Origin of the sequence: Kitasatospora sp. NPDC057198 (assembly GCF_042670125.1) — a bacterium.
In the GTDB taxonomy this organism is placed as follows: domain Bacteria; phylum Actinomycetota; class Actinomycetes; order Streptomycetales; family Streptomycetaceae; genus Kitasatospora.
Genome location: NZ_JBHUWH010000099.1, coordinates 1 through 20,627 on the forward strand (window position 1 = coordinate 1; position 20,627 = coordinate 20,627).

The window sequence follows — 20,627 nt, forward strand, 5'->3', positions numbered from 1 at the left end:
GGGCGGGCCGGTCGCCGCGGAAGTAGCGGCGCCGGAAGTCGCCCTCCGGGAAGGTGGTGTCGGGGGTGATCCGGCCGGTCAGCCCGCCCTCGTCCAGCGCGACCCGGACGATCACCCCGACGCCGTGCTCCTGGCAGGCCGGGAACAGCTCGTCCAGCGGCGACTGGTCGAACACGTTGAAGATCACCTGGACCGCGTCGACCTCGCCGCTGCGCACCAACTCGACGGCGCTGTGCGGTTCGTGGTCGTTGATCGAGACGCCGAACAGGCCGATCAGGCCCTCCCGCTTGAGCTCCCGGACGGTCTCCAGCCAGTCTCCGCGCCCCAGCCACTCGTCGCTCCACACGTGGAACTGCAGCAGGTCGAAGCGCTCCAGGCCGCTGGCCGCCAGCGAGGTCTCCAGGCTCTTCCGGATGTGCGCGCCGGGGAAGGTCTCGGCCGGGTCGACCCCGCGCCGGGCCGGCCACTGCCCGTTCAGCGGCGGCACCTTGGTCGCCACCAGCACCCGCTCGCCGTTGGCGGCCCGCTCCCGCACCACCTGCCCGACCAGCCGCTCGCTCTCGCCGTAGCCGCGGGCCGTGTCGACGAAGTCGACCCCGAGGTCGATCGCCCGGTGCAGCGCCGCCAGCGAGTCCTCCTCGCGCGCGCCCACCCAACTGGACGCCCCGATCCCCCACGCCCCGTACCCGACCTCCGACACCTCGACGCCGCTGCGCCCGAGTGCGCGGTACCGCATCCTGGTCCTCCTCGTCCGAACCGACCGTTCCGGGACGCGACCCTAGGCGGCACGGCGGCCGGGCGCCAGGGCGCCGGGGGCCCAGGGCGCCGGGGGGCCGCCGGGCGGGGTGTGGCAGCCTGGGGTCCGGACCGGGGAGGGCGGCGTGGAGATCACCGACGGGCTGTGCGCGCGGATCGGGGCGGGGGACGCGGAGTTGGCCGCCTTCGTCCGCGGGGCGGAGTCGGACGCCGCCCGGCGGGAGCGGATCGCGGCGGCCGAGCGGGCCGTCCGGGAGCGGTACGGCGCGCCGGACGGGCGGCCGGCGCTGTTCTGCGTGCCGGTCGGGGTGAAGGACGTGCTCCGGGTGGACGGGCTGCCGACCCGGGCCGGTTCGGCGCTGCCCGCCGGGGTGTTCGCGGGCCCGCAGGCCGCGGCCGTCGACCGGCTGTGCGGCGCCGGGGCGCTGGTCGCGGGGAAGACCGTCACGGCCGAGTTCGCGATGAGCGCGCCCGGCCCCACCCGCAACCCGCACCACCCGCAGCACACGCCCGGCGGGTCGAGCAGCGGCTCGGCGGCCGCGGTCGCCGCCGGGCTGGTGCCGCTGGCGCTCGGCACCCAGACCATCGGCTCGGTGGTCCGGCCCGCCGCCTACTGCGGCGTCGTCGGGTTCAAGCCGACCTTCGGCCGGGTCCCGCTGGACGGGGTGGTGCCGTACGCGCCGTCCCTGGACACCGTCGGGCTGCTCGCGGACGGCCTCCCGACGGCCGCCGCCGCGGCCGCCGTCCTGTGCGACGGCTGGCGGCCGCCCGGCCCGCTGCCCGCGCCCGTCCTCGGCGTGCCGGACGGGCCGTTCCTGCGACGGGTCGGGCCGGAGGGCCTGGCGGCCTTCGCGGAGCAGCTGGAGGTCCTCGCCGGGGCCGGGTTCACCGTCCGCCGGGTGCCGTTCCCGGACGACTTCGACGAGGTGATGGGCGACCTGTGGACCGTCACCCGGTACGAGGCCGCGCGCAGCCACGCCGCGTGGTTCCCCCGGTACGGGCACCTGTACCGGCCGCAGTCCGCCGCCCTCGTCCGGCAGGGCCTGCCGCTCACCGGCGCGGAGCACGCGCGGGCGCTGCGGCGGCGGGCGGAGTTCCGGGACCGGCTCGACGCGAGCGGCGCGGCGGCCGGCGTCGACCTGTGGGTCACCCCGTCCGCGACCGGGACCGCGCCGCGCGGGCTGGACGCGACCGGCGACCCGACCCCGTGCGTGCCCTGGAGCTGGGCGGGCCGGCCCGTGCTCTCGCTGCCCGCCGGGCGCGGCCGCGACGGGCTGCCGCTGGGGCTGCAGTGCGCGGGGGCGGCCGGCGCGGACGAGCGGCTGCTGGCCTGGGCGGAGCCGCTGGCGGCGGCACTGGCGGGGCCGCCGGCGGGGCCGGCGGGGCGGCGGGATCAGGCCGACGGCGGCTGAGCGCTGCCGTGGTAGTGGGTGCGGTTGCCGCCGTTGACGGTGCCCGCCCGGAGGGCGATGCCCTGGCGCGCGTTGCCGCTGATCGTGTTGTCGTCGACGGTGACGGTGGTGCCCGCCACCGCCGCCTGCGCCCGACCGTGCCACTCCAGCGGCGCGGCCTCGAATTGCCGAGTCCTCCGCTCGCGCCGGTGGCCGTCGCCGCCAGCGGTCCCAGCAGAACCGGGTCCATCCGTCCGCCCCTTCCCCTCCGGCTGCCGCCCGGGCCGGGCGGGCTGCCGGACTACACTCCGCATCGTGTCCCTCACCGGTGCTTCGCACGCCTCCGCCCGCCGATGACGGCCGCCGACCGACTGGCCGCGCTCGGCCCGTACTTCGCGGTGCGCGCCGACCCGTTCCCGCCGCCGGGGTTCCGGCCGCTGGGCGAACTGTACGGAGCGGGCGGGCCGTTGGCGGCGCGGATCGCCGAGGTGGCGCGGGTGCTGGGGGCGGCGGAGCTCCGGGTGGCGGCGTCGACGGCGCACCTGGGGTTGGCGGCGCGGCTGTGGTCGGTGGCGCTGGGCGCGGCGGTGGTGGCGGGGCGGGTGCCGGATCTGGCGGGGGCGTGGTTCGCGCTGCCGGCGCAGGGGCCGTAAGTCCTGAGGCTGCCGGCGTCGACGGGGCCGGAGGCGACCGTCGAGGCGCTGGAAGTCGCGGTGCTGGACGGGCAGTTGGCGCCGCTGGCGGGGGCGGTGCGGGCGGTGGCGCCGCTCGCGCCGGGGCTGCTGGCGGGCAATGCGGCATCCGCGCTGGTGGGGGCGGCGCGGCAGTTGGGGTCGGTGGCGGCGCTGCGGGCTCCGGCGGCGGCGCTGGCGCGCGGGCTGCTGGCCCGTCCGGCGCTGGCGGGCGCGGGTGTGGCGACGGCGCCCGGCAGTCCGCTGGGGTTCCGCCGGGCGTCGTGCTGCCTGTACTACCGGGTGCCGTCGGGCGGCCTGTGCGGTGACTGCGTGTTCACCCGGCCGCCGGGGCGGTGACCGGGTGGTCAGTCGCGGGTGGCCAGGTCGAGCGCGATGTCGATGATCATGTCTTCCTGGCCGCCGACCAGGCGGCGGCGCCCGCACTCCATCAGGATGTCGCGGATGTCGACGCCGTACTGTGCGGCGGCCCGTTCGGCGTGCCGCAGGAAGGACGAGTAGACGCCGGCGTAGCCGAGGGTGAGGGTCTCCCGGTCGACCCGGACCGGGCGGTCCTGGAGCGGGCGGACCAGGTCGTCGGCGGCGTCCTGGAGCTTGAACAGGTCGCAGCCGTGCTCCAGTCCGGACAGGTCGGCGACGGCGACGAACGCCTCCAGCGGGCAGTTGCCCGCGCCCGCGCCGTGGCCGGCCAGCGAGGCGTCGACCCGGACGGCGCCGTGCTCGACGGCGGTGAGCGAGTTGGCGACCGAGAGCGAGAGGTTCTCGTGGGCGTGGATGCCGATCTCGGTGCCGGGGTCGAGGACGTCCCGGTAGGCGCGGACCCGGGCGGCGACGTCCTTCATGGTGAGCCGGCCGCCGGAGTCGGTGACGTAGACGCAGTGCGCGCCGTAGCCCTCCATCAGCTTGGCCTGCCGGGCGAGTTCCTCGGGCGGGGCCAGGTGGGAGAGCATCAGGAAGCCGGAGACGTCCATGCCGATCTCGCGGGCGGCGGCGATGTGCTGCGCGGAGATGTCGGCCTCGGTGCAGTGGGTGGCGACCCGCACCGAGCGCACGCCGAGCTCGTGGGCCCGCTTGAGCTCGTGGATGGTACCGACGCCGGGCAGCAGCAGGGTGGTCAGCCGGGCGCGCTTGAGGACGGAGGCGGCGGCCTCGATCCACTCCCAGTCGCTGTGCGAGCCGGGCCCGTAGGTGAGCGAGCCGCCGGCCAGGCCGTCGCCGTGGGCGACCTCGACGGCGTCGACGCCGGCCTCGTCGAGCGCGGCGACGATCCGCTTGACGTCGGCGGGGGTGATCCGGTGGCGGACGGCGTGCATGCCGTCGCGCAGGGTGACGTCCTGGACGAAGATCGGGGTGCTCACGGCTGGTCCGCCTTCCGGGCTGCGATCCGCTCGGCCACCCGCAGGGCGGCGGAGGTCATGATGTCGAGGTTGCCCGCGTACGCCGGGAGGTAGTGGGCGGCGCCCTCGACCTCCAGGAACACCGACACCTGGTGGGTGGGGCGCGGGGCGCCGTCGGCCAGCAGGGTGCGCACGGGCTGCTCGGCGTCGACGGGGGTGATCTGCACCCGCTGCTTGAGCCGGTAGCCGGGGACGTAGCCGGCCACCTCGCCGATCATCTCCTCCACGCTGCGCCGGATCTCCTCGCGGGTCTCCTCGTCGGGGGCGTCGACCAGGGCGAAGACGGTGTCGCGCATGATCAGCGGCGGTTCGGCCGGGTTGAGGACGATGATCGCCTTGCCGCGTTCGGCGCCGCCGACCTGCACGATCGCGGCGGAGGTGGTCTCGGTGAACTCGTCGATGTTGGCGCGGGTGCCGGGCCCGGCGGAGCGGCTGGCGATCGAGGCGACGATCTCGGCGTAGCGCACCGGGGCGACCCGGGAGATCGCGGCGACCACCGGGATGGTGGCCTGGCCGCCGCAGGTGACCATGTTGACGTCGGGCGCGTCGAGGTGGTCGTCCAGGTTGACGGCGGGGACGACGTACGGGCCGGTGGCGGCCGGGGTGAGGTCGATCAGCCGCTTGCCGAGCGGCAGCAGCCGGGCCGCGTTGTGCTCGTGGGCCTTGGCGGAGGTGGCGTCGAAGACGATGTCGATCCCGGCGAACTCCGGGAGGGCGATCAGCCCCTCGACGCCTTCGGCGGTGGTGGCGAAGCCGAGGCGGCGGGCCCGGGCCAGGCCGTCGGAGGCGGGGTCGATGCCGACCATCGCGCCCATCTCGAGGTGCTGCGACGTCCGCATCACCTTGATCATCAGGTCGGTGCCGATGTTGCCCGACCCGATGATCGCGACCTTCGTCCTCGTCATCGCTGCTCCTTGCTGAGGGTGAACCGGACCGTGCCGAGGGGCGCCACGGTGGCCTCGACGGTGCTGCCGGGCCCGACGGGCCGCATCGGGCCGAGCGCGCCGGAGAGCACGACCTGCCCGGCCCGCAGCGGGTCGCCGAGGTCGCGGGCCTGCCGGGCCAGCCACTGGAGGGCGAGCAGCGGGTCGCCCAGGCAGGCGGCGCCGGTGCCGGTGGAGACCTGCTCGCCGTCGACGCTCATGGTCATCACGGCCTCGCGCGGCTCGAACTCCCGCAGGCTCCGGCGCTCGGTGCCGAGCACGTAGGCGCCGGCGGAGGCGTTGTCGGCGACGGTGTCGGCGAAGCTGATGTCCCAGCCGGCGATCCGGCTGCCGCAGATCTCGACGGCGGCGACGGCGTGGTCGACGGCGGCGCGGACCTGCTCGGGCGAGAGGTCGCCCTCGGCGAGGTCGGCGCCGAGGACGAAGGCGATCTCCGCCTCGGCGCGCGGCTGGAGGATCGACCCGGCCGGGACGGCGGCCCCGTCCGGGTACTGCATGTCGGCGAACAGGACGCCGAAGTCGGGCCGGTCGACGCCCAGTTGGGCCTGGACGGCGGGCGAGGTGAGGCCGATCTTGCGCCCCGCCACCCGGCCGCCGGCGGCGGTGCGGGCCCGCACCACGCGCTGTTGCACGGCGTAGGCGGCGTGCACGTCGGTGCGGCCGATCAGGTCCCGCACGGGCGGGCACGGGACGCCGGCGGCCTGGGCGGCCAGCAGGCGGTCGGCGGCCGCGGTGACGGCGTCCGGCTCGGTGGCGGCCGGGGCGGCGGTGTCCGGGGCGGCCGGGGTGGGGTTGCTCATCTGGTGCTCCGGTGGGCCTCAGTGGTGGGTGACGAAGTCGGTCACCAGGCGGTTGAACTCGTCGGCGTGCTCCAGCTGGGCCCAGTGGCCGCAGCGGTTGATCAGGTGCGCGCGGGAGTTCGGGATGCTGGCGGCCAGGAAGAGCGAGGACTCGAAGGAGACCACCCGGTCGTCGCGGCCGTGGATCAGCAGCGCGGGCGCGGTGATCCCGGAGACCTTCGCCAGGTCGAGCCAGATCGGGATCGGCGCCTTCGGGGCGACGGCGGCGATGTTGGCCAGGTGCTCGGGGCGGCGCAGCGCGGCCTCGGAGCGCAGTGCGCACAGTTCGGGGGTGGCGAACCGGGCCTGGTCGTAGACCATGACCTCGACCAGCCGGCGCATGCCCTCGGGGGACGCGTCCGAGTAGGTCTGGTACATGATCTTCAGGCCCTCGGTGGGGCCGCCGCCCGCGCCGAACAGGAAGGGCCTCATCTGGATCGGCGGGCCCATGGTGATCAGGTGGGAGACCCGCTCGGGGCGCTCGACGGCGAGGCGCAGCGCGGTGTGGCCGCCCATCGAGTTGCCGACGAACGCGGCCCGCTCGACGCCCATCGCGTCGAGCAGCTGGCAGACGGCGTCGACGTGGTCGTAGGTGGCGAAGTCGACCGGGTCGGAGTCGCCCCAGCCGGGCAGGTCGGGGGCGATCACCCGGAAGTGCCGGGACAGCGCCTCGATGTTGGGCGCGTAGTTGCTCCAGCCGGTGGCGCCGGGGCCGCCGCCGTGCAGCAGCACCACGGGGTGGCCCTGGCCGGCCTCGTGGACCCGGATGTTCCAGTCCTTCGTGCGGACGTACTTCGCGATGTCGTGCGACTGGAGTGCCATCAGTGCTCGCTCCCGGGGAGGTGGTTGGTGCGGGGGGCCCGGCCGAGCAGGTCGTGGACGGTCTCCGGCGGGCGGTGGCCCCAGCTGTGCAGGCGGTCGAGGGTGGTGACCTGCCAGGTGGCGTCGTCGATCAGCAGGCCGCCCCAGCCGTACTCGACCGAGAAGCCGGACGGGGTGCGGACGTAGAAGCTGAACATGTGGTCGTTGGGGTGCATGCCGAGCGTCATCTCGAAGGGCTGCTCGGCGTCCATGCACCGGTCGTAGGCGCGGCCCACGTCGCGGATGTCGGTGACCTCGACCATGAAGTGGTGGGTGCGCTTCGGGTGCGGCATGTCGCCGAACGCGACGCTGTGGTGGCGCGGGTTGCAGTGCAGGAAGATCAGGTCGGCGAAGACGCCGGGGGCGAGTTCCTCGACGATCCGGTCGCTGATCCGGAAGCCCAGCAGGTCCTGGTAGAAGGCCAGGTACTCCTCGCGCCCGACGCCCTTGGAGAGCAGCACGTGGTGGCCGGCGCCGCCGGTGCCGGTGACGAAGGAGCCGAGCAGGGCGTCCGAGCGGAACGGGGTGGCGGCGTCGGCCAGGCCGGTGACCAGCTCGAGCGGGTTGCCCATCGGGTCGGTGACCTTGACCAGGCGCTCGACCCGGCGGGCGGCGGCCTCGGCGGCGGTGCCCTCGGTGACCGGGACGCCGGCCGCGGCGAGCCGGCCGGCCAGCGCGTCCAGCGCCGCGGCGGACTCGACCTGGTAGCCGCTGGCGACCAGGTCGTCGGCGGGGCCCTCGGTGACGATCCAGCGGTGCGCCTTCTCGTCGGTGCGCAGCGTGAAGCCGCCGTCGAAGCGCTCGCCGATCTGCATGCCGAGCAGCGTCACGCCGAAGTGCTCCCAGTCGGCGGGGTCGCCGACCTCGTACACGACGTACGCGAGTTCCTGTACTCCGGTCACGGGTGTCTCCTCCTTCGGTGGCCGCATCACAGTGCGGGGACGGTCAGGTCGGTGCGGTCGGCGGCTGCGACGAACTTGTCGGGGCGGACGGCGACGGCGCGGGCGCCGTAGCGGGCCAGCCACGGCAGCAGGACGTCCTCGAGGTCGATCAGCTCGTCCGGGCCCTCGGTGTAGGCGGTGCGCGGGCGGACGGCGAGGTAGCGGGCGCCGAGGGCGTCCCACTGGGCCCTCTGCCCGGGGGTGAGCAGGGTGGCGGGGTCGAGGTCGGCGCCGAGCAGCACGAAGCCGTCGGGCAGCAGGTCGTCCAGGCGGGCCATCCGGCCGACGGTGTCGCCGCAGACGGGCTGCGGGAGCATCCGGCCGACGGCGCTGGCGTCGCCCTGTTCGCCGCGCAGCCAGCCGGCGGCGAGGACGGGCGGGGCGGTCAGCGGGGGCTCCCACGGGGTGACGGTGTTCTCGGGGACGGCGTTCATCGCCGCCACCTCCTCCTCGGTGGCCTCCTGCTTGATGACCCGGCCGAGGCCGACCGCGAGGGCGGTGTAGAAGTCGGCGCTGGGGCGGCGTTCGGCCTCGTAGGTGTCGAGCCAGCGCTCGTCGAGGGTGCCGTCGAGGACGCGGGCGAGCTTCCAGCCCAGGTTGTGGGCGTCGCGCATGCCGGACTGCATGCCGGCGCCGGCCCACGGCGGCATCAGGTGGCAGGCGTCCCCGGCGAGGAAGACCCGGCCGCGGCGCCAGGTCTCGGCGGCGCGCACGTGGTGGCGGTAGAAGGCGTACTGGTGGATGTCGACGTCCCGGTCGGTGACGCCGAGGGCGTGCAGCAGCGGCCAGACCCGTGCGTCGGTGGCGAAGTCGGCCTCGGTCTCGTCGGCCTTGAGCGGGATCTCCCAGCGGTGGTTGCCCGCGGAGAGGGCGATGTCGACGACGGGGCGCTCGCGGTCGGTCCAGAAGGTGAGGAAGTCGCGGTCGGGCCACCAGCGCTTGACCTTGCAGTCGATGACGATCCACAGCGTCTCGACGGTGTCGCCGAGCATCGGGATGCCGAGCGCCTTGCGGGTGGCGCTGGAGCCGCCGTCGGCGGCGATCGCGTACCGGGCGCGGGTGGTGGTCTCGGCGCCGCTCTCCCGGTCGCGGGCGGTGACCGTCACGCCGTGGGCGTCCTGCTCGACGGCGGTGACCTCGGTGCCGTAGCGGACGTCCAGGCCGGGCAGCTCCTCGCCGCAGCGGCGGAGTTCGGCCTCCATGGCGGGCTGGTAGATGTTGTAGAACCGCGGGCGGGTGTTGCGGGTGCCGAGGGTGGACGGCGGGTGCTCGACCCGCATGACCTCCTGGCCGCCGTAGGTGACCCAGCGCAGGGCGCGCTGCGGCTCGATCACCTTCTCGATCCGTTCGTCGAGGCCCAGCTCCTGGAAGATCCGCATGGTCCAGTCGTTGACGGTCACCGCGCGGGCGCGGGCGTAGACGTCCCGGTCGCGTTCGAAGGCGGTGACGCGGGCGCCCTTGGCGGCCAGGGTGAGGGCGCCGACGAGGCCGGTGGGGCCGTAGCCGATGATCGCCACGTCCGTGTCGTAACCGTGCGGTTCGTCTACGTCATATCCGGCTGGTCTGTCGTTGCTCATGCCGATCTCCAGTGATCGCTGCCGAACTTTTGGACCGATCGTTCCGTCCAGAACTGGAGGCTGGCACGCCCCGCGCGGCACGTCAAGAGGTCGGCCGCCCGCCGTTCACCACCGCGGGGGCGTCCGGCCACCCCCGGGCGCCCTAAAATCACCGGGTGAAGAGTGGGACGAAGGCAGAGGCCGGGGAGCCGACCGGCAACCGGCGCGGACGGCGCTCCAAGGAGGAGATCCTCGACGCGACGGCCCGGGTGATGGCCCTGCGCGGCTACGCGGGCACCACCATCTCGACCATCACCGCCGAGACCGGCCTGCCGCGCAGCGCGATCTACCACCACTTCCACTCCAAGGGCGGCCTGCTCTCCGCCGTGATGGCCCGCGGCGCCGGGGAGTTCTTCGCCGCCATGCGCGCCGCCCACAGCGATCCCCCCGCCGGCGGCACGCACCGCGAACGGATGGCCTGGTACCTCGACCGGACCGCCCAAGTGTTCACCGCCAACCCGGAGTTCATGCGGCTGCACTTCCTGCTGATGCTCAGCGACGAGGCCGCCGAGGCCGAAGTCGCCGAGATGAACCGGCAGGTGCGCGACGAGGGCCGCGCCTACATGCGGGTGATGATCTCCTCCGCCTTCGCCGACCAGGGCCCGGAGATCGCCCGCGCCGTCGCCGAGGAGCTCGACTACTTCACCATCGCGGGCTTCGACGGCGCCTTCATCGCCTCCCAGGCCGACGCCGGACGCACCATCGCCGCCCAGATGGCCCACCTCACCGACGCCATGGTCGCCCTCGGCGAAGCCGCCGTCGCCCGCCACAAGACGCCCGCACCGCAAGGGAACTGACCCACCGGAACCGGTCGGCGCCCCGGGCCGTCGAAGCCCCGGACACCGACCCCGCCGGGGCCGGACCGGGAACACGAGAGGCACCACCATGCACCGAACGGGCCGGACCCCACTGCTGCTCGGCGCGGCACTCGCCCTCGCCGCCACCCTCGCCGCGACGGGCTGCACGACGGACGGGCCCGAGCGGTCGGACCGAACGGAGCAGTCGGACGGAACCGACCAACCGGCCGCCGAAGTCCACACCGACACCCAGCTGTTGGCCAGGTGCACGACCCTCCCGGCCGAGGCCGACAGCGTCCACTGGATATACCGCGGCTTCGGCGACCCGAACTCCCGCCTGCCCGGCCCCATCGACTACGGCCTGGACGGCATCGCCCACCTCACCGACGACGGCGCGGCCCGCCTGCGCGCGAGCGCCACCTGGGAGCCCACCGGCGACGAGCGGCAGCCGCCGGCCGAACTGGCCGCCCTGCTCGACCACCCGGTCTCCGGCTGGCTGCGCACCCCGGCCCTGGACCCCGCGGGCTCCAAGCCGGTGCACTTCCTGCTGGCCCCCGACAGCAACACCCTCTTCTTCTGGGCGGTCAACCCGCACTGCACCCACTGACGGCGGGGCCCGGCCGCCGGCGCTAACGGTCGGCGAGCCGGGCCTTCTTGACCTTGTTGCCGCAGGTGTTCATCGAGCACCAACGGCGGTTCGTGCCACGGCTGGTGTCCAGGAAGAGGCCGGCGCAGCCGGGGCCCTCGCAGGCTTTGACCCGGCCGCGATCGGGGCCGCCGAGCACGCGCACGGCGTCGGCGGCGAGCACGGCGAGCGCGTCCGCCACCGGTGCCCGGCCGCCGAGGTGCCAGCGCGCGAGCCCGTCCTCCAGCCGGGGCGTCGGCCGTCCGGCGGCGGCCACCGCGTTCAGGACGGCCGCGTCGGCGGGGTCGGGGGGCCGGGCGGCGGCGACGGCCAGCCCGGCGCGGTAGACCGCCTCGCGCAGGGCGAGCGCGTCCCGGAGTTCGGCGGGCGAGACCCCGGGCACGGCGAGGCCCGCGGCGTCCAGCCAGAGCGCGAGCCGGTCGGGGCCGGTGAGCCGCTCCAGGGGGGCCGCGCCCGCCCGGTCGCTGACCGTGGCGGTGAAGCGGAACGCCAGCACCTCGTTGTCCAGCCGGAACAGTCGACGGGCCTCCACGGCCGCTCCTTCCTGCGGATGCCACCACCAACCCACCTGAACCAGCTTAGCCGGTTCGACAAAGGCGCCGGTGCACGCCATCATGTGAACCGTCTTAGCCGGTTCACTTGTGGGAGGTCGGGAAATGGGCGAGGTCGCGGTCATCGGTCTGGGCGGAATGGGGCGGGCGATCGCGCGCAACCTGGTGCGGGCGGGCCACGAGACCGTGGTGTGGAACCGCTCGGCGGGGCCCGCGGAGGAGCTCGAACGGGACGGCGCCCGGCGCGCCGGGTCCGTCGCGGAGGCCCTGCGCTGCCCGGTGGCGTTCTCGGTGCTCTCCGACGACGCCGCCTTCACCGAGACCTTCCTGGACTCCGGCGTCCTGGCGCAGGCCGGCCCCGGCACGGTCCACGTCAACGCGGCCACGGTGAGCGTCGCGCTGTGCCGCCGGGCCGCGGCGGCGCACGCCGCGCACGGCGTCGGCTACGTCGCCGCCCCGGTGTTCGGCCGGGTGGCCGTCGCGGAGGCCGGCGCGCTGAACGTCCTCGCAGCCGGGGATCCCGAACTCGTCGACCGGGCGCAGCCGTTCTTCGACGTGATCGGCGCGCGCACCTGGCGGCTGGGCGAGCGGCCCGAACAGGCCAGCACCGCCAAGGTGTTGGGCAACTACCTGATCGCCTGCACGATCCAGTCGCTCGGCGAGGCGGTCAGCGTCGCCGAGGCGGCCGGCGCCGACCCGGAGCAGTTCGTCGAACTGCTGACCTCCACCCTCTTCCCCGGCCCGGTCCACTCCGGGTACGGGTCGATGATCGCGCAGCGGAAGTACCGGCCGGCCGGGTTCAGCACCGTGCTCGGCCGCAAGGACCTCCACCTCGCCCTGGAGGCGGCGGCCGACCTCGCCGTGCCGCTGCCGTTCGGCGACCTGCTGGCGGGCGTCTTCGACCGGGCGCTCGCCGACGGCCGGGCGGCGGACGACTGGGCCGCGATCGCCGAGCAGCAGCCGCGGTGAGCGGCGCCGCTCCCGCCGCCGGGCGCGCGGCACCGGACGGAACGGCGCCGGACGGGACCGCGGAGGATGGAACGGCGGAGGACGGAACCGCGGAGGACAGGACTGCGGAGGACGGAACGGCGCCGGGCCGGGCGGCCCGCGCGCTGTCCGTGCCGCTGATGGTGCTCGCCGGGGGGCTGCTCGCCGTGCAGGCCGAGGTCAACGGGCGCTTGGCCACCGGGCTCGGCACCGGGCCGCGGGCCGGGATCGCCGCGGGCGCCGTCAGCACCGGCGTCGGCCTGCTGGTGCTGCTGGCGGTCGGCCCGTTCGTGCCCGGCCGCCGGCGCGGGGTGGCGGAGGCCGTCGCGGCCTTCCGGGAGGGGCGGCTGCGGCCGCGGGACGCCTCGGGCGCCGTGCTGGGCGCCTGCTTCGTCGCGAGCCAGGGCCTGACGGCGCCGGTGGTGGGGGTGGCGCTGTTCAGCGTCGCCGTCACCGCCGGGCAGGCGTGCAGTGCGCTGGTCGTCGACCACCTGGGCCTGGGCCCGGCCGGGCGGCAGGCCGTCGGCCGCTCGCGCGTCCTCGCCGCCGTGCTGGCCGTCGTGGCCGTGGGCATCGGCGCGGGCGGGCAGCTCGCGGCCGGCGTGGCCCTGGCGACCGTCCTGACCGCCGCCGTCCCGCTGGCCGCGGGGGCCGGCCTGTCGGTGCAGCAGGCGCTCAACGGGCGCGTCGCCCGGATGGGCGGGCCGTGGGTGGCGGCGGTGACCAACATGGCGGTGGGCCTGGCCGCGCTGCTGACGGCCTTCGCGGCGGGGCTGCTCGCCCCGGGCCGCCTGGACGGGGTGCCCGGCGATCCCGTCCTCTACGCGGGCGGGCTGCTGGGCGCCGTCTTCGTCGCGCTGGCCTCCTGGTCGGCCCGCGTGCACGGCGTCCTGGTCCTGGGGCTCTGCGTCGTCGCGGGCCAGGTCGTCACCGCCGGGGCCGTCCAGGCGGCGCTGTCGCCCGAGCCCGCCGCGTCGGCCGGCCCGCTGCCCGTCGCGCTCACCCTCGTCGGCGTGCTCGTCGCCCTCCGTCGGGGCGCGCACCGCTGAACTCCCGGCACCGGACGGGAGGTTGGGCGGTGGGCGTGGCAGAATCATTCGTCCACCGACGGATCACGAGGGGGACTCATGGTGAATTCGGATGCGCGCGCTCTCGCCCTGCGCATGCACGAGGCGTTCAACGCGCGGGACGTCGCGGCCGCGGACGGGATCTTCGCGCCCGGCTTCCACAGCCATCCGCTGCGCGGCGGCGTCGACGCGGTGAAGGCGGCCTGGACGGCGATGTTCGCGGCGGACCCGGCGATCCGGACCGTCCTCGAGGACGTGCTGGTGGACGGCGACCGGGTGGCGCTGCGCTCGACCGTCCACCGGAGCGCGGGGCCTGCGGCCGGGACGACCATGCTGGAGGTGTTCCGCGTCGCCGAGGGCCGGATCGCCGAACTCTGGGGCGCCGCCGCGATGGTGGACCGGTGACCGGGAGCGCGAGACCGTCGACGCCGTTGCCGACCCTTTCGACCTCTTCGACCGCCGGGACCGCCGGGACCGCCGGGACCGCCGGGACCGCCGGGACCGCCGGGACCGAACGATGATCGTCGTCACCACGCTGCTCGGCCTGCTCGTCGTGGGACTGGGAGTGGAGTACCTACGGCGCGGGGCCCGGAGCCGGCGGGGCGAGGCCCCCTTCGCGCCCGGGGCGGGAATGCTGGGGACGAAGGCCGTACGGGCCGGGGTGGAGCGCGCCCTCCTGGTGCTCGGGGTGTTCTTCTGCTTCCTCGGCGCCCTGATCGGCCTGGTCGGGTACTTCGAGGCCGTGGGCGTCATGGGCGGCCCGCCCGCACGCGCCCGCACGCGTCGGCGGCGGCCGACGGCCCTGGGGCGCGCCGACCGCCGCTGATGCGTGCTGCCGTGACGGTGGTGCTTCCTGACGGCGGGTTACTTCAGGTACGGGCCGTCGGTGCCGATCTTGCCCGGGGCGGCGTTCTTGCCGCCCAGGTCGAGGACGTAGACCCGCAGGTTGCCCTTGCCGGGGGCGGCGATGGACATCGTGCCGTTGGTGACGGTGCGGACGTCGCCGGAGACGGCGTCCTTGTAGGTGCCGTTGGGGATGCCGGTGAAGGTGGCGGCGTCCGTGACGGTGACCAGGGCGAAGGAGTCGACGCCGGCGGCGGCGTCGGTGTAGCGGCGCTTGAAGGACATGCCGCCGCTGACGTCCTCGGTGGAGTACTGGCCCATCTGCAGGGCGGGGATCGCCCGGCGAATCTGGTTGAGCCGCTGCACCTGCTTGACCAGCGGCTGCTGGAGCGTGGTGGCGACGGCGCCGCTGGCGGAGGAGACCACCGAGAAGTCGGAGGCGGTGACGGTGCCCTCGACGTGGTCGCCGTAGTAGGCGCGGCCGGTGGTGGCGAGCGGGCAGGACGGGCCGCAGTCGATCTGCTTGCCGGCCTGGAACTCGATCTCGGAGCCGTAGTACAGCGTCGGGATGCCGCGGAAGGTCCACATCAGGGCCATGTTCTCGGCCCAGGCGTCGGTGCCGCCGGTGTAGCGCACGGTGGACTTGTTGGGCCCGTAGTCGTGGCTGTCCACGTACACCACGTTGTAGGTGGCGTCGTTGGTGGAGTCGTCGGAGTCCTTGCCGTTGCCGAACGCGTTGTGCGCGTCGCCGAAGTTCATGTGCATCCGCATGTCGATGATGTTCATGCCGGAGAACTTCGAGTGGTCGGGCGCGTGGTAGGTGTTGCCGTCCAGGAAGGCGTTGGTGGAGGTCGGCTGGTTGCCGGTGCCGAGCTGCTCCTCGTAGTTGTACTGGTCGAGGGCGGCCTGCACGTCGTCGGCGGTGTAGTCCTTGCGCTCCTTCCAGGTGTAGAACTGCGCGGAGTGGTTGACCGAGCCGCGGTTCCACTTGTCGTTGACGAACGCGGCGACCTCGCCGAAGACGAAGAAGTTCTGCGCCTTGGCCGGCCCCCAGTCCTGGGTGACGCGCTGCTGGATGGCGGGCAGGAAGCGCCGGTTCCAGGTGACCCGCGGGACGTGCACGGCGGTGTCGACCCGGAAGCCGTCCACGCCCATGTCGATGTACTTGTTGTACGCGCCGATCAGGTAGTTCTGCACCTCGGCGTTCTCGGTGTTGAAGTCGGCCAGGTCGTCGGCCAGCCAGCAGGAGCGCGAGTCCTCGCCCTCCCAGTTGCCGATCCAGCACTGGTGGTAGTACTTGGACGGGAACATGCCCGAAGTGGGGCTGGGCCACTGGCAGTTGTAGATGGTGTAGCCCTCGGGGCTCTTGTACTGGGTCGGGTTGCCCCAGCCGACGCAGGTCTGGCCGCTGGGCTGGGTGGTCGACCACAGGTCGCCGTTGTAGTACGACTTGCCGCTCTTCGGCTCGACGGTCAGGCCGTCGTACTCGAAGCCGGGCTGCTTCTCGTCGTAGTACCAGGACCACTGCGAGTCCCGGACGCCGTACACGGTGGGCACGTACAGGCCCTTGGCGCCCCAGCGGGAGCTGTGGTTGTAGACCACGTCCTGGTAGATCTTGATGCCCTTGGCGTGGGCGGCGTTGATCAGGTCCTGGTAGGAGGCGCCGGCCGACTCCAGCCGCGGGTCGACCTTGTAGAAGTCGTAGCCGTGGTAGCCGTGGTAGTCGTAGTCGGAGCGGTTGAGCACCACCGGGGTGATCCAGATCGCCGAGAAGCCCAGGCCCTTGATGTAGTCGAGCTTCTGCACCAGGCCCTTGAAGTCGCCGCGGAACATCGGGTCGTCGTTGGCCGCGTTGCCGGACTTCACGTCCTGGTTGCCGCCCCGGTTGTTCGAGCCGTCGCCGTCGTAGAACCGGGCGGTGAGCACGAAGTAGATCGGGTCCTTGCGCGGGTCGGTGCCGATCATCTCGCCGGGCTTGGCGGCCGGCGGGGCGTCACCGGTGGTGGCGACCGCGGCGGCGGAGGCGGCGGAGACGTTCCCGGCGGCGTCCAGCGCCTTGACGGTGTAGGTGTAGACGGTGCGCGCCTCCAGGCCGCTGTCCGAGTACACCGTCGAGCCGACGTTGATCACCGAGGTGCCCTTGGTACCGCCGCTGCGGGTGACCTGGTAGCCCGTCACCCCGGTGTTGTCGGTGGACGGTTCCCAGGTCAGCACGATCGAGGTGTCGGTCGCGTTGGCGGCCACCCCGGTGGGCGCGCTCGGCGCGGTGGTGTCGGGGACGACGGCCGCGCACGGGTCGGCGGCGTTCGCGGTGACCTTGCTGTTCTGCACGGTGCTGACGCCCGCCGGGACGACGTAGTTGGCGCCGTTGTTGTTGTCCCAGGTGCCGTTGCCGTTGTTGAAGGTCGCCGCCATGGTGGCCGCGGAGCCCAGGTCGACGGTGCGCTTGTACCAGCCGGGGCAGGCGAGTTCCATGCCGATGCCGGGCACCGCCGTCCACGTGCCGTTCGCCGGGGCGTAGTGCAGGTTGACGATGCTCCAGCCGACCACGGCGGTCGAGTAGAACACGGTGGCGCTCTTCCCGGCCGGGGTGCTGCCGCTCGCGGACGGCGACGGGCTGGCGCTGCTGCTCGGGCCGGCGCTGCTGCTCGGGCTGGCGGAGGCCGACGGGGACGCGGAGGCGGACGGGCTGGCGGAGGCGCTCGCGGACGGGCTCGGGGTGCCGGTGGCGCACGGCGCGGTGCTGCCCACGACGCCGTCCTTGACCGTCACCACGCCCGTCCCGAGGGCGTAGTTCTTGCCGCCGTTGTTGTCCCAGGTGCCGGAGCCGTTGTTGAAGGTCGCCTGGAGCCCGTTCGCGGTGCCCAGGTCGAGGGTCTTCTTCACCCAGTCCGTGCAGGCCGCCTCCATCGCCACGCCCGGCACGGTGGTCCAGGTTCCGCCGTTGGGGGCGTAGTGCAGGTCGTAGGCCGACCAGTTGCGGGTCTTGGTGTAGTAGTAGACGGTCGTGCCGGCGCCGGTCGACGACTGGGCCGGGCTCGGGCTGGGGCTCGAACTCGGGCTGGTGGTACCGCCGTTGTCGGTGCCGCACGGGTCGCTGTGGGCGATCACGCCGTCCTTGACCACCACGGTGCCGGTGCCCAGGGCGTAGTTCTTGCCGCCGTTGTTGTCCCAGGTGCCGGAGCCGTTGTTGAAGGTCGCCTGGAGGCCGGTCGCGCTGCCCAGGTCGACGGTCTTCTTCACCCAGTCGATGCAGGCCGCCTCCATGGCGGTGCCCGGCGCGGTGGTCCAACTGCCGCCGTCCGGGGCCCAGTGCAGGTCGTACGCCGACCAGTTGCGGGTCTTGGTGTAGTAGAAGACGGTGGCCGTGTTGCTGCCGCTCGCCGTGGTGCCGGCCGCCGCGCTGGCGGTGACACCGAGCGGGACGCCGGACAGCAGGCCGGCGGTGAGTGCCGCCGCTGCCGTCAGCACGGCGGCAGTGGGGCGCCGCCGGTGCCGTGCTCGTCTGGTCAAGGTCAAGGGAGTGTCCCTCGGTGCTGGGCCGCGGGCATGGGGAACTGCCTCGCGGCAGGGGGTGGGTGGGGGAGCTTGCGCAAGAACTTGCAAGAACTTCCAGGAGGTTACTGAGACATGACCTGCCTGTAAAGACTTCCTACCGCCGCCCGTCGGCGGACATTGCGACAGAAATCCACGCCACTCACCGCAAGATCTTTCCGCAAGCAACAGGCCGGGCGGGGCAGCGAACCTCGCGCCCTCGGCCCGCCGTCCCCTCGACCCGCCGCCCCCTCGACCTGCCGTACCTCAGCCGGAGGCGAGCGGTAGCCGCACCACCAGCCGGGCCCCCGGCAGCCGTCCGGGGGCCTCGGCGGCCGCCGTACCGCCCACGCCCTGCGCGATGGTGCGGACCAGCGCCAGGCCGAGGCCCGCGCCGCCGCGCTCCCGGTCCCGGGCGTCGTCCAGCCGGACGAAGCGTTCGAAGACCCGCTCGCGGTCCGGCTCCGGGATGCCCGGTCCGTCGTCCTCCACCGTCAGGACCACCTGCCGGGCGCCGTCCACCGCCAGGGTGACGGTGACCTCGGCGCGGGCGTGCCGGACCGCGTTGTCCAGCAGGTTGCGCACCAGCCGGGCGAGCAGCACCTCCCGGCCCGGCACCGCGGCGGCGCTCTCGCCGAGCTCCGTGGTGAACGCCAACTCCGGCTTGAGGAAGGCTTGTTCGGCGACCTGCTCGGCCACCAGGTCGGGCAGGTCGACGGTGGCCCGGGCCAGGGCGGGCCCGTCCGGACGGGCCTGGGCCGGTTCGGCCCGGGCGAGCAGCAGCAAGTCGTCGGCGAGTTCCTGGAGCCGTTCGGTGTCGCGCAGCGCTCCGCCCACCACCGCGGGCCAGTCGGCCCCCGCCGGGTGGGCGAGCGGCACCTCCAGCGAGGCGCGCAGCCCGGCCAGCGGACTGCGCAGTTCGTGCGAGGCGTCCGCGACCAGGCGGCGCTGCTCGTCCAGGGCGTGTTCCAGCCGGTCCAGGGTGGCGTTGGTGGTGCGGGCCAGCCGGCGGACGCCGTCCCGGGCGCGCGGCACCGGCACCCGCTCGTGGAACGCCCCGCCCCGGACGGCCGCCATCTGCCGGCGGATCAGTTCGACCGGGCGCAGCGCGAGCCAGGTGACCAGCCAGGCGATCAGCGCGACGAACAGCGAGGCGGCCGGGGAGACGTACCACAGCAGCACCCGGGTGACGGTGGCGGCGGTCTGCTCGGGGACGAGCGGGTCGACCAGGACGTAGACCGACAGGCTCTGGGTCGGCAGGTGCGGCGGGACGAAGCCGTCGTTGCGGTAGCCGTTGGCGTAGCGGTCGAGCTCCTCGGTGTCGAACGGGCCGACCCGCACCCGCAGGAACCGGTAGGGGTGGTCGCCGTGGCCGGTCATCCGCGAGTCCGGGGCGTGGCCCTTCGGGTAGCTGAACCGAAGGAGGTCCCGGGAGTCGTAGCTCTGGATCACATCCCGGGGGGTGGGGAAGTCGCGGACGGGCGGCAGCGCGGCGGCCGGGTCACCCCACTGGCGGGGGTCGACCAGGCCCGAGGAGCGCAGCCAGCGGCCGTCGTCGGCGATCACCGCGTACGCGTAGCCGGTGTTCCACTCGTCGGGGGCCGCCGGGATCTTCCCGGCCACGTTGTGCAGCGCGTCCTGGGCGCGGCCGAGGGCGACCCGGTCGAGGCGGGCCCGGACGGCGGCGCCGACCAGCGGCGCGGCGACCGTGAAGGCCAGCAGCGCCGCGAGCAGGGCGGCCGCGGCGGCCCGGGCCCGGATGCCGAAGCCGGGTCGGCGCAGGTGCGGACGCAGGCGGGGGTACCGGCGCGGGCGCGGGCGGCCCGCCGGAGCGGGCGCCGGGCGGGGCGGGGCGGCGGGTTCAGTCCGCATCGGGGGCCGGCCGCTGCCCGGGGGTGAGCCGGTAGCCGATGCCGCGGACGGTGTCGATCCGCGGCCCGGCCCCGGCCCGGTCGAGCTTGCGGCGCAGCGCGGCCACGTACACCTCGACGATGTTGACGTCGCCGCGGAAGGCGGAGTCCCAGACCGCGTCCAGGATCTCGGTCTTCGGCACCGCCTGGTCGGGCCGCCGGGCCAGGCACTCCAGGACGCCGAACTCCTTCCCGGTGAGCCGGAGTTCGTCCCCGTCGACGGTGCAGCGCCGGGCCGCCGGGTCGATCCGGAGGTCGGCGACGGCGAGCACGGCGGGGCGGCCCGCGGTGCCGCGCCGGAGCAGGGCGCGCAGCCGGGCGGTGAGCACCACGAAGGAGAACGGCTTGGAGAGGAAATCGTCCGCGCCGCAATCGAGCGCCTCGGCTTCGTCGTACTCGCCGTTCTTCGCGGTGAGCATCAGTATCGGCACGGAGTTCTCCTCGGTGCGCAGCCGACGGCAGATCCGGAAGCCGTTCAGGCCGGGCAGCATCAGGTCGAGGACCAGCAGGTCGTACCCGCCCGACCTGGCCATTTCCAGCCCGGTGAGCCCGTCGGAGGCCACGTCCACCGCGTAGCCCTCGGCCCGCAGGCCCTGGCCGAGCGAACGGGCCAGGCTCTCCTCGTCCTCGACCATGAGCAGGCGCACCGGGAAAGGATATGCCGATTCCGTTGCGGGGGAAGGGCGTTGGCCGATGTGCCGGTTTTTCCCGAGCTGAACGGATCCTCAGCTTCTTTCAGAATCGGTTCAGCGCGCTTTTCCTAGCGTCCGGAGAGTGCCCCTTTCCCTTTTCCCCGAGGCCCCGGCCCGCCCGCACCGCCACCACCGCCGCCCGGCCCGCCCGCACCGCCCGGCC

The 20,627-nt window shown here is 74.3% G+C and carries 21 protein-coding genes; 9 read left to right on the forward strand and 12 right to left on the reverse strand.

Annotated elements, in window-relative coordinates; all coding sequences use genetic code 11:
- The coding region (locus tag ACFUEL_RS14340) for an aldo/keto reductase (RefSeq protein WP_380236502.1) at positions 1 to 736 on the reverse strand (736 nt) is incomplete at its 3' end.
- Positions 737 to 881: 145 nt separating this feature from the next.
- On the opposite strand from ACFUEL_RS14340, the gene ACFUEL_RS14345 reads away from it, so the two are divergent.
- The gene (locus ACFUEL_RS14345; RefSeq protein ID WP_380236503.1) at positions 882 to 2,168 is read left to right on the forward strand and encodes an amidase; all 1,287 of its coding nucleotides are present in this window, start codon (positions 882 to 884) and stop codon (positions 2,166 to 2,168) included.
- Here the strand turns inward: ACFUEL_RS14345 and ACFUEL_RS14350 are convergent.
- Positions 2,150 to 2,287 (reverse strand): hypothetical protein, encoded by a 138-nt coding sequence (locus tag ACFUEL_RS14350; RefSeq protein ID WP_380236504.1) that lies wholly within the window; start codon positions 2,285 to 2,287, stop codon positions 2,150 to 2,152. The two genes, ACFUEL_RS14345 and ACFUEL_RS14350, sit on opposite strands and share 19 nt — an antisense overlap.
- Before the next feature lie 213 nt (positions 2,288 to 2,500).
- Here ACFUEL_RS14350 and ACFUEL_RS14355 point away from each other — a divergent pair, with 213 nt between their 5' ends.
- Together ACFUEL_RS14355 and ACFUEL_RS14360 are read left to right on the forward strand one after the other, a co-directional pair.
- Positions 2,501 to 2,800: a hypothetical protein gene (locus ACFUEL_RS14355; protein WP_380236505.1), complete on the forward strand. Its 300-nt coding sequence runs from the start codon at positions 2,501 to 2,503 to the stop codon at positions 2,798 to 2,800.
- 60 nt (positions 2,801 to 2,860) lie between these two features.
- Complete coding sequence (locus ACFUEL_RS14360; RefSeq protein WP_380236506.1) at positions 2,861 to 3,178, forward strand: (2Fe-2S)-binding protein; 318 nt, start codon at positions 2,861 to 2,863, stop codon at positions 3,176 to 3,178.
- 8 nt (positions 3,179 to 3,186) lie between these two features.
- Here the strand turns inward: ACFUEL_RS14360 and dmpG are convergent, their stop codons facing one another.
- The 6 genes from dmpG to ACFUEL_RS14390 are packed head-to-tail and all read right to left on the reverse strand — an operon-like array spanning position 3,187 to position 9,398.
- The gene (gene dmpG / locus ACFUEL_RS14365; protein WP_380236507.1) at positions 3,187 to 4,197 is read right to left on the reverse strand and encodes a 4-hydroxy-2-oxovalerate aldolase; all 1,011 of its coding nucleotides are present in this window, start codon (positions 4,195 to 4,197) and stop codon (positions 3,187 to 3,189) included.
- Positions 4,194 to 5,141 (reverse strand): acetaldehyde dehydrogenase (acetylating), encoded by a 948-nt coding sequence (locus ACFUEL_RS14370; RefSeq protein WP_380236508.1) that lies wholly within the window; start codon positions 5,139 to 5,141, stop codon positions 4,194 to 4,196. Before ACFUEL_RS14370 ends, dmpG begins: the two co-directional genes overlap by 4 nt.
- Positions 5,138 to 5,980, reverse strand: a complete 843-nt coding sequence (locus ACFUEL_RS14375; protein ID WP_380236509.1) for a 2-keto-4-pentenoate hydratase — start codon at positions 5,978 to 5,980, stop codon at positions 5,138 to 5,140. Before ACFUEL_RS14375 ends, ACFUEL_RS14370 begins: the two co-directional genes overlap by 4 nt.
- An 18-nt stretch (positions 5,981 to 5,998) precedes the next feature.
- Positions 5,999 to 6,841: an alpha/beta fold hydrolase gene (locus ACFUEL_RS14380; RefSeq protein WP_380236510.1), complete on the reverse strand. Its 843-nt coding sequence runs from the start codon at positions 6,839 to 6,841 to the stop codon at positions 5,999 to 6,001.
- Positions 6,841 to 7,782, reverse strand: a complete 942-nt coding sequence (locus tag ACFUEL_RS14385; protein WP_380236511.1) for a VOC family protein — start codon at positions 7,780 to 7,782, stop codon at positions 6,841 to 6,843. Before ACFUEL_RS14385 ends, ACFUEL_RS14380 begins: the two co-directional genes overlap by 1 nt.
- 26 nt (positions 7,783 to 7,808) lie before the next feature.
- Positions 7,809 to 9,398: a bifunctional 3-(3-hydroxy-phenyl)propionate/3-hydroxycinnamic acid hydroxylase gene (locus ACFUEL_RS14390; protein ID WP_380236512.1), complete on the reverse strand. Its 1,590-nt coding sequence runs from the start codon at positions 9,396 to 9,398 to the stop codon at positions 7,809 to 7,811.
- Positions 9,399 to 9,553: 155 nt separating this feature from the next.
- Between ACFUEL_RS14390 and ACFUEL_RS14395 the strand changes: the two genes are divergently transcribed.
- Together ACFUEL_RS14395 and ACFUEL_RS14400 are read left to right on the forward strand one after the other, a co-directional pair.
- Complete coding sequence (locus ACFUEL_RS14395) at positions 9,554 to 10,234, forward strand: TetR/AcrR family transcriptional regulator (RefSeq protein ID WP_380236513.1); 681 nt, start codon at positions 9,554 to 9,556, stop codon at positions 10,232 to 10,234.
- 88 nt (positions 10,235 to 10,322) lie between these two features.
- Positions 10,323 to 10,841 carry a hypothetical protein gene (locus ACFUEL_RS14400; RefSeq protein ID WP_380236514.1) on the forward strand — a complete coding sequence of 173 codons (519 nt, stop codon included), beginning with the start codon at positions 10,323 to 10,325 and terminating at the stop codon, positions 10,839 to 10,841.
- Between the two features lie 22 nt (positions 10,842 to 10,863).
- On the opposite strand, the gene ACFUEL_RS14405 is transcribed toward ACFUEL_RS14400, so the two are convergent.
- On the reverse strand, positions 10,864 to 11,412 hold the full coding sequence (locus ACFUEL_RS14405; RefSeq protein ID WP_380236515.1) for a CGNR zinc finger domain-containing protein: 549 nt from the start codon (positions 11,410 to 11,412) through the stop codon (positions 10,864 to 10,866).
- Positions 11,413 to 11,536: 124 nt separating this feature from the next.
- Between ACFUEL_RS14405 and ACFUEL_RS14410 the strand changes: the two genes are divergently transcribed.
- The 4 genes from ACFUEL_RS14410 to ACFUEL_RS14425 all read left to right on the forward strand — a co-directional run bounded on the left by ACFUEL_RS14410 (position 11,537) and on the right by ACFUEL_RS14425 (position 14,311).
- Positions 11,537 to 12,400 carry an NAD(P)-dependent oxidoreductase gene (locus tag ACFUEL_RS14410; RefSeq protein WP_380236516.1) on the forward strand — a complete coding sequence of 288 codons (864 nt, stop codon included), beginning with the start codon at positions 11,537 to 11,539 and terminating at the stop codon, positions 12,398 to 12,400.
- A 158-nt stretch (positions 12,401 to 12,558) separates the two neighbouring features.
- The gene (locus ACFUEL_RS14415) at positions 12,559 to 13,467 is read left to right on the forward strand and encodes a DMT family transporter (RefSeq protein WP_380236517.1); all 909 of its coding nucleotides are present in this window, start codon (positions 12,559 to 12,561) and stop codon (positions 13,465 to 13,467) included.
- A 78-nt stretch (positions 13,468 to 13,545) separates the two neighbouring features.
- Positions 13,546 to 13,890, forward strand: a complete 345-nt coding sequence (locus tag ACFUEL_RS14420) for an ester cyclase (RefSeq protein ID WP_380236518.1) — start codon at positions 13,546 to 13,548, stop codon at positions 13,888 to 13,890.
- A gap of 112 nt (positions 13,891 to 14,002) precedes the next feature.
- Complete coding sequence (locus ACFUEL_RS14425; RefSeq protein WP_380236519.1) at positions 14,003 to 14,311, forward strand: hypothetical protein; 309 nt, start codon at positions 14,003 to 14,005, stop codon at positions 14,309 to 14,311.
- Between the two features lie 38 nt (positions 14,312 to 14,349).
- Here the strand turns inward: ACFUEL_RS14425 and ACFUEL_RS14430 are convergent, their stop codons facing one another.
- The 3 genes from ACFUEL_RS14430 to ACFUEL_RS14440 form a co-directional block, all read right to left on the reverse strand.
- The gene (locus ACFUEL_RS14430) at positions 14,350 to 17,841 is read right to left on the reverse strand and encodes a carbohydrate binding domain-containing protein (RefSeq protein WP_380236520.1); all 3,492 of its coding nucleotides are present in this window, start codon (positions 17,839 to 17,841) and stop codon (positions 14,350 to 14,352) included.
- Between the two features lie 288 nt (positions 17,842 to 18,129).
- Positions 18,130 to 19,734, reverse strand: coding sequence for a sensor histidine kinase (locus ACFUEL_RS14435; RefSeq protein WP_380236521.1), 1,605 nt, complete (start codon positions 19,732 to 19,734; stop codon positions 18,130 to 18,132).
- Positions 19,724 to 20,419, reverse strand: coding sequence for a response regulator transcription factor (locus ACFUEL_RS14440; protein ID WP_380236523.1), 696 nt, complete (start codon positions 20,417 to 20,419; stop codon positions 19,724 to 19,726). Before ACFUEL_RS14440 ends, ACFUEL_RS14435 begins: the two co-directional genes overlap by 11 nt.
- Positions 20,420 to 20,627: the final 208 nt, after the last annotated feature.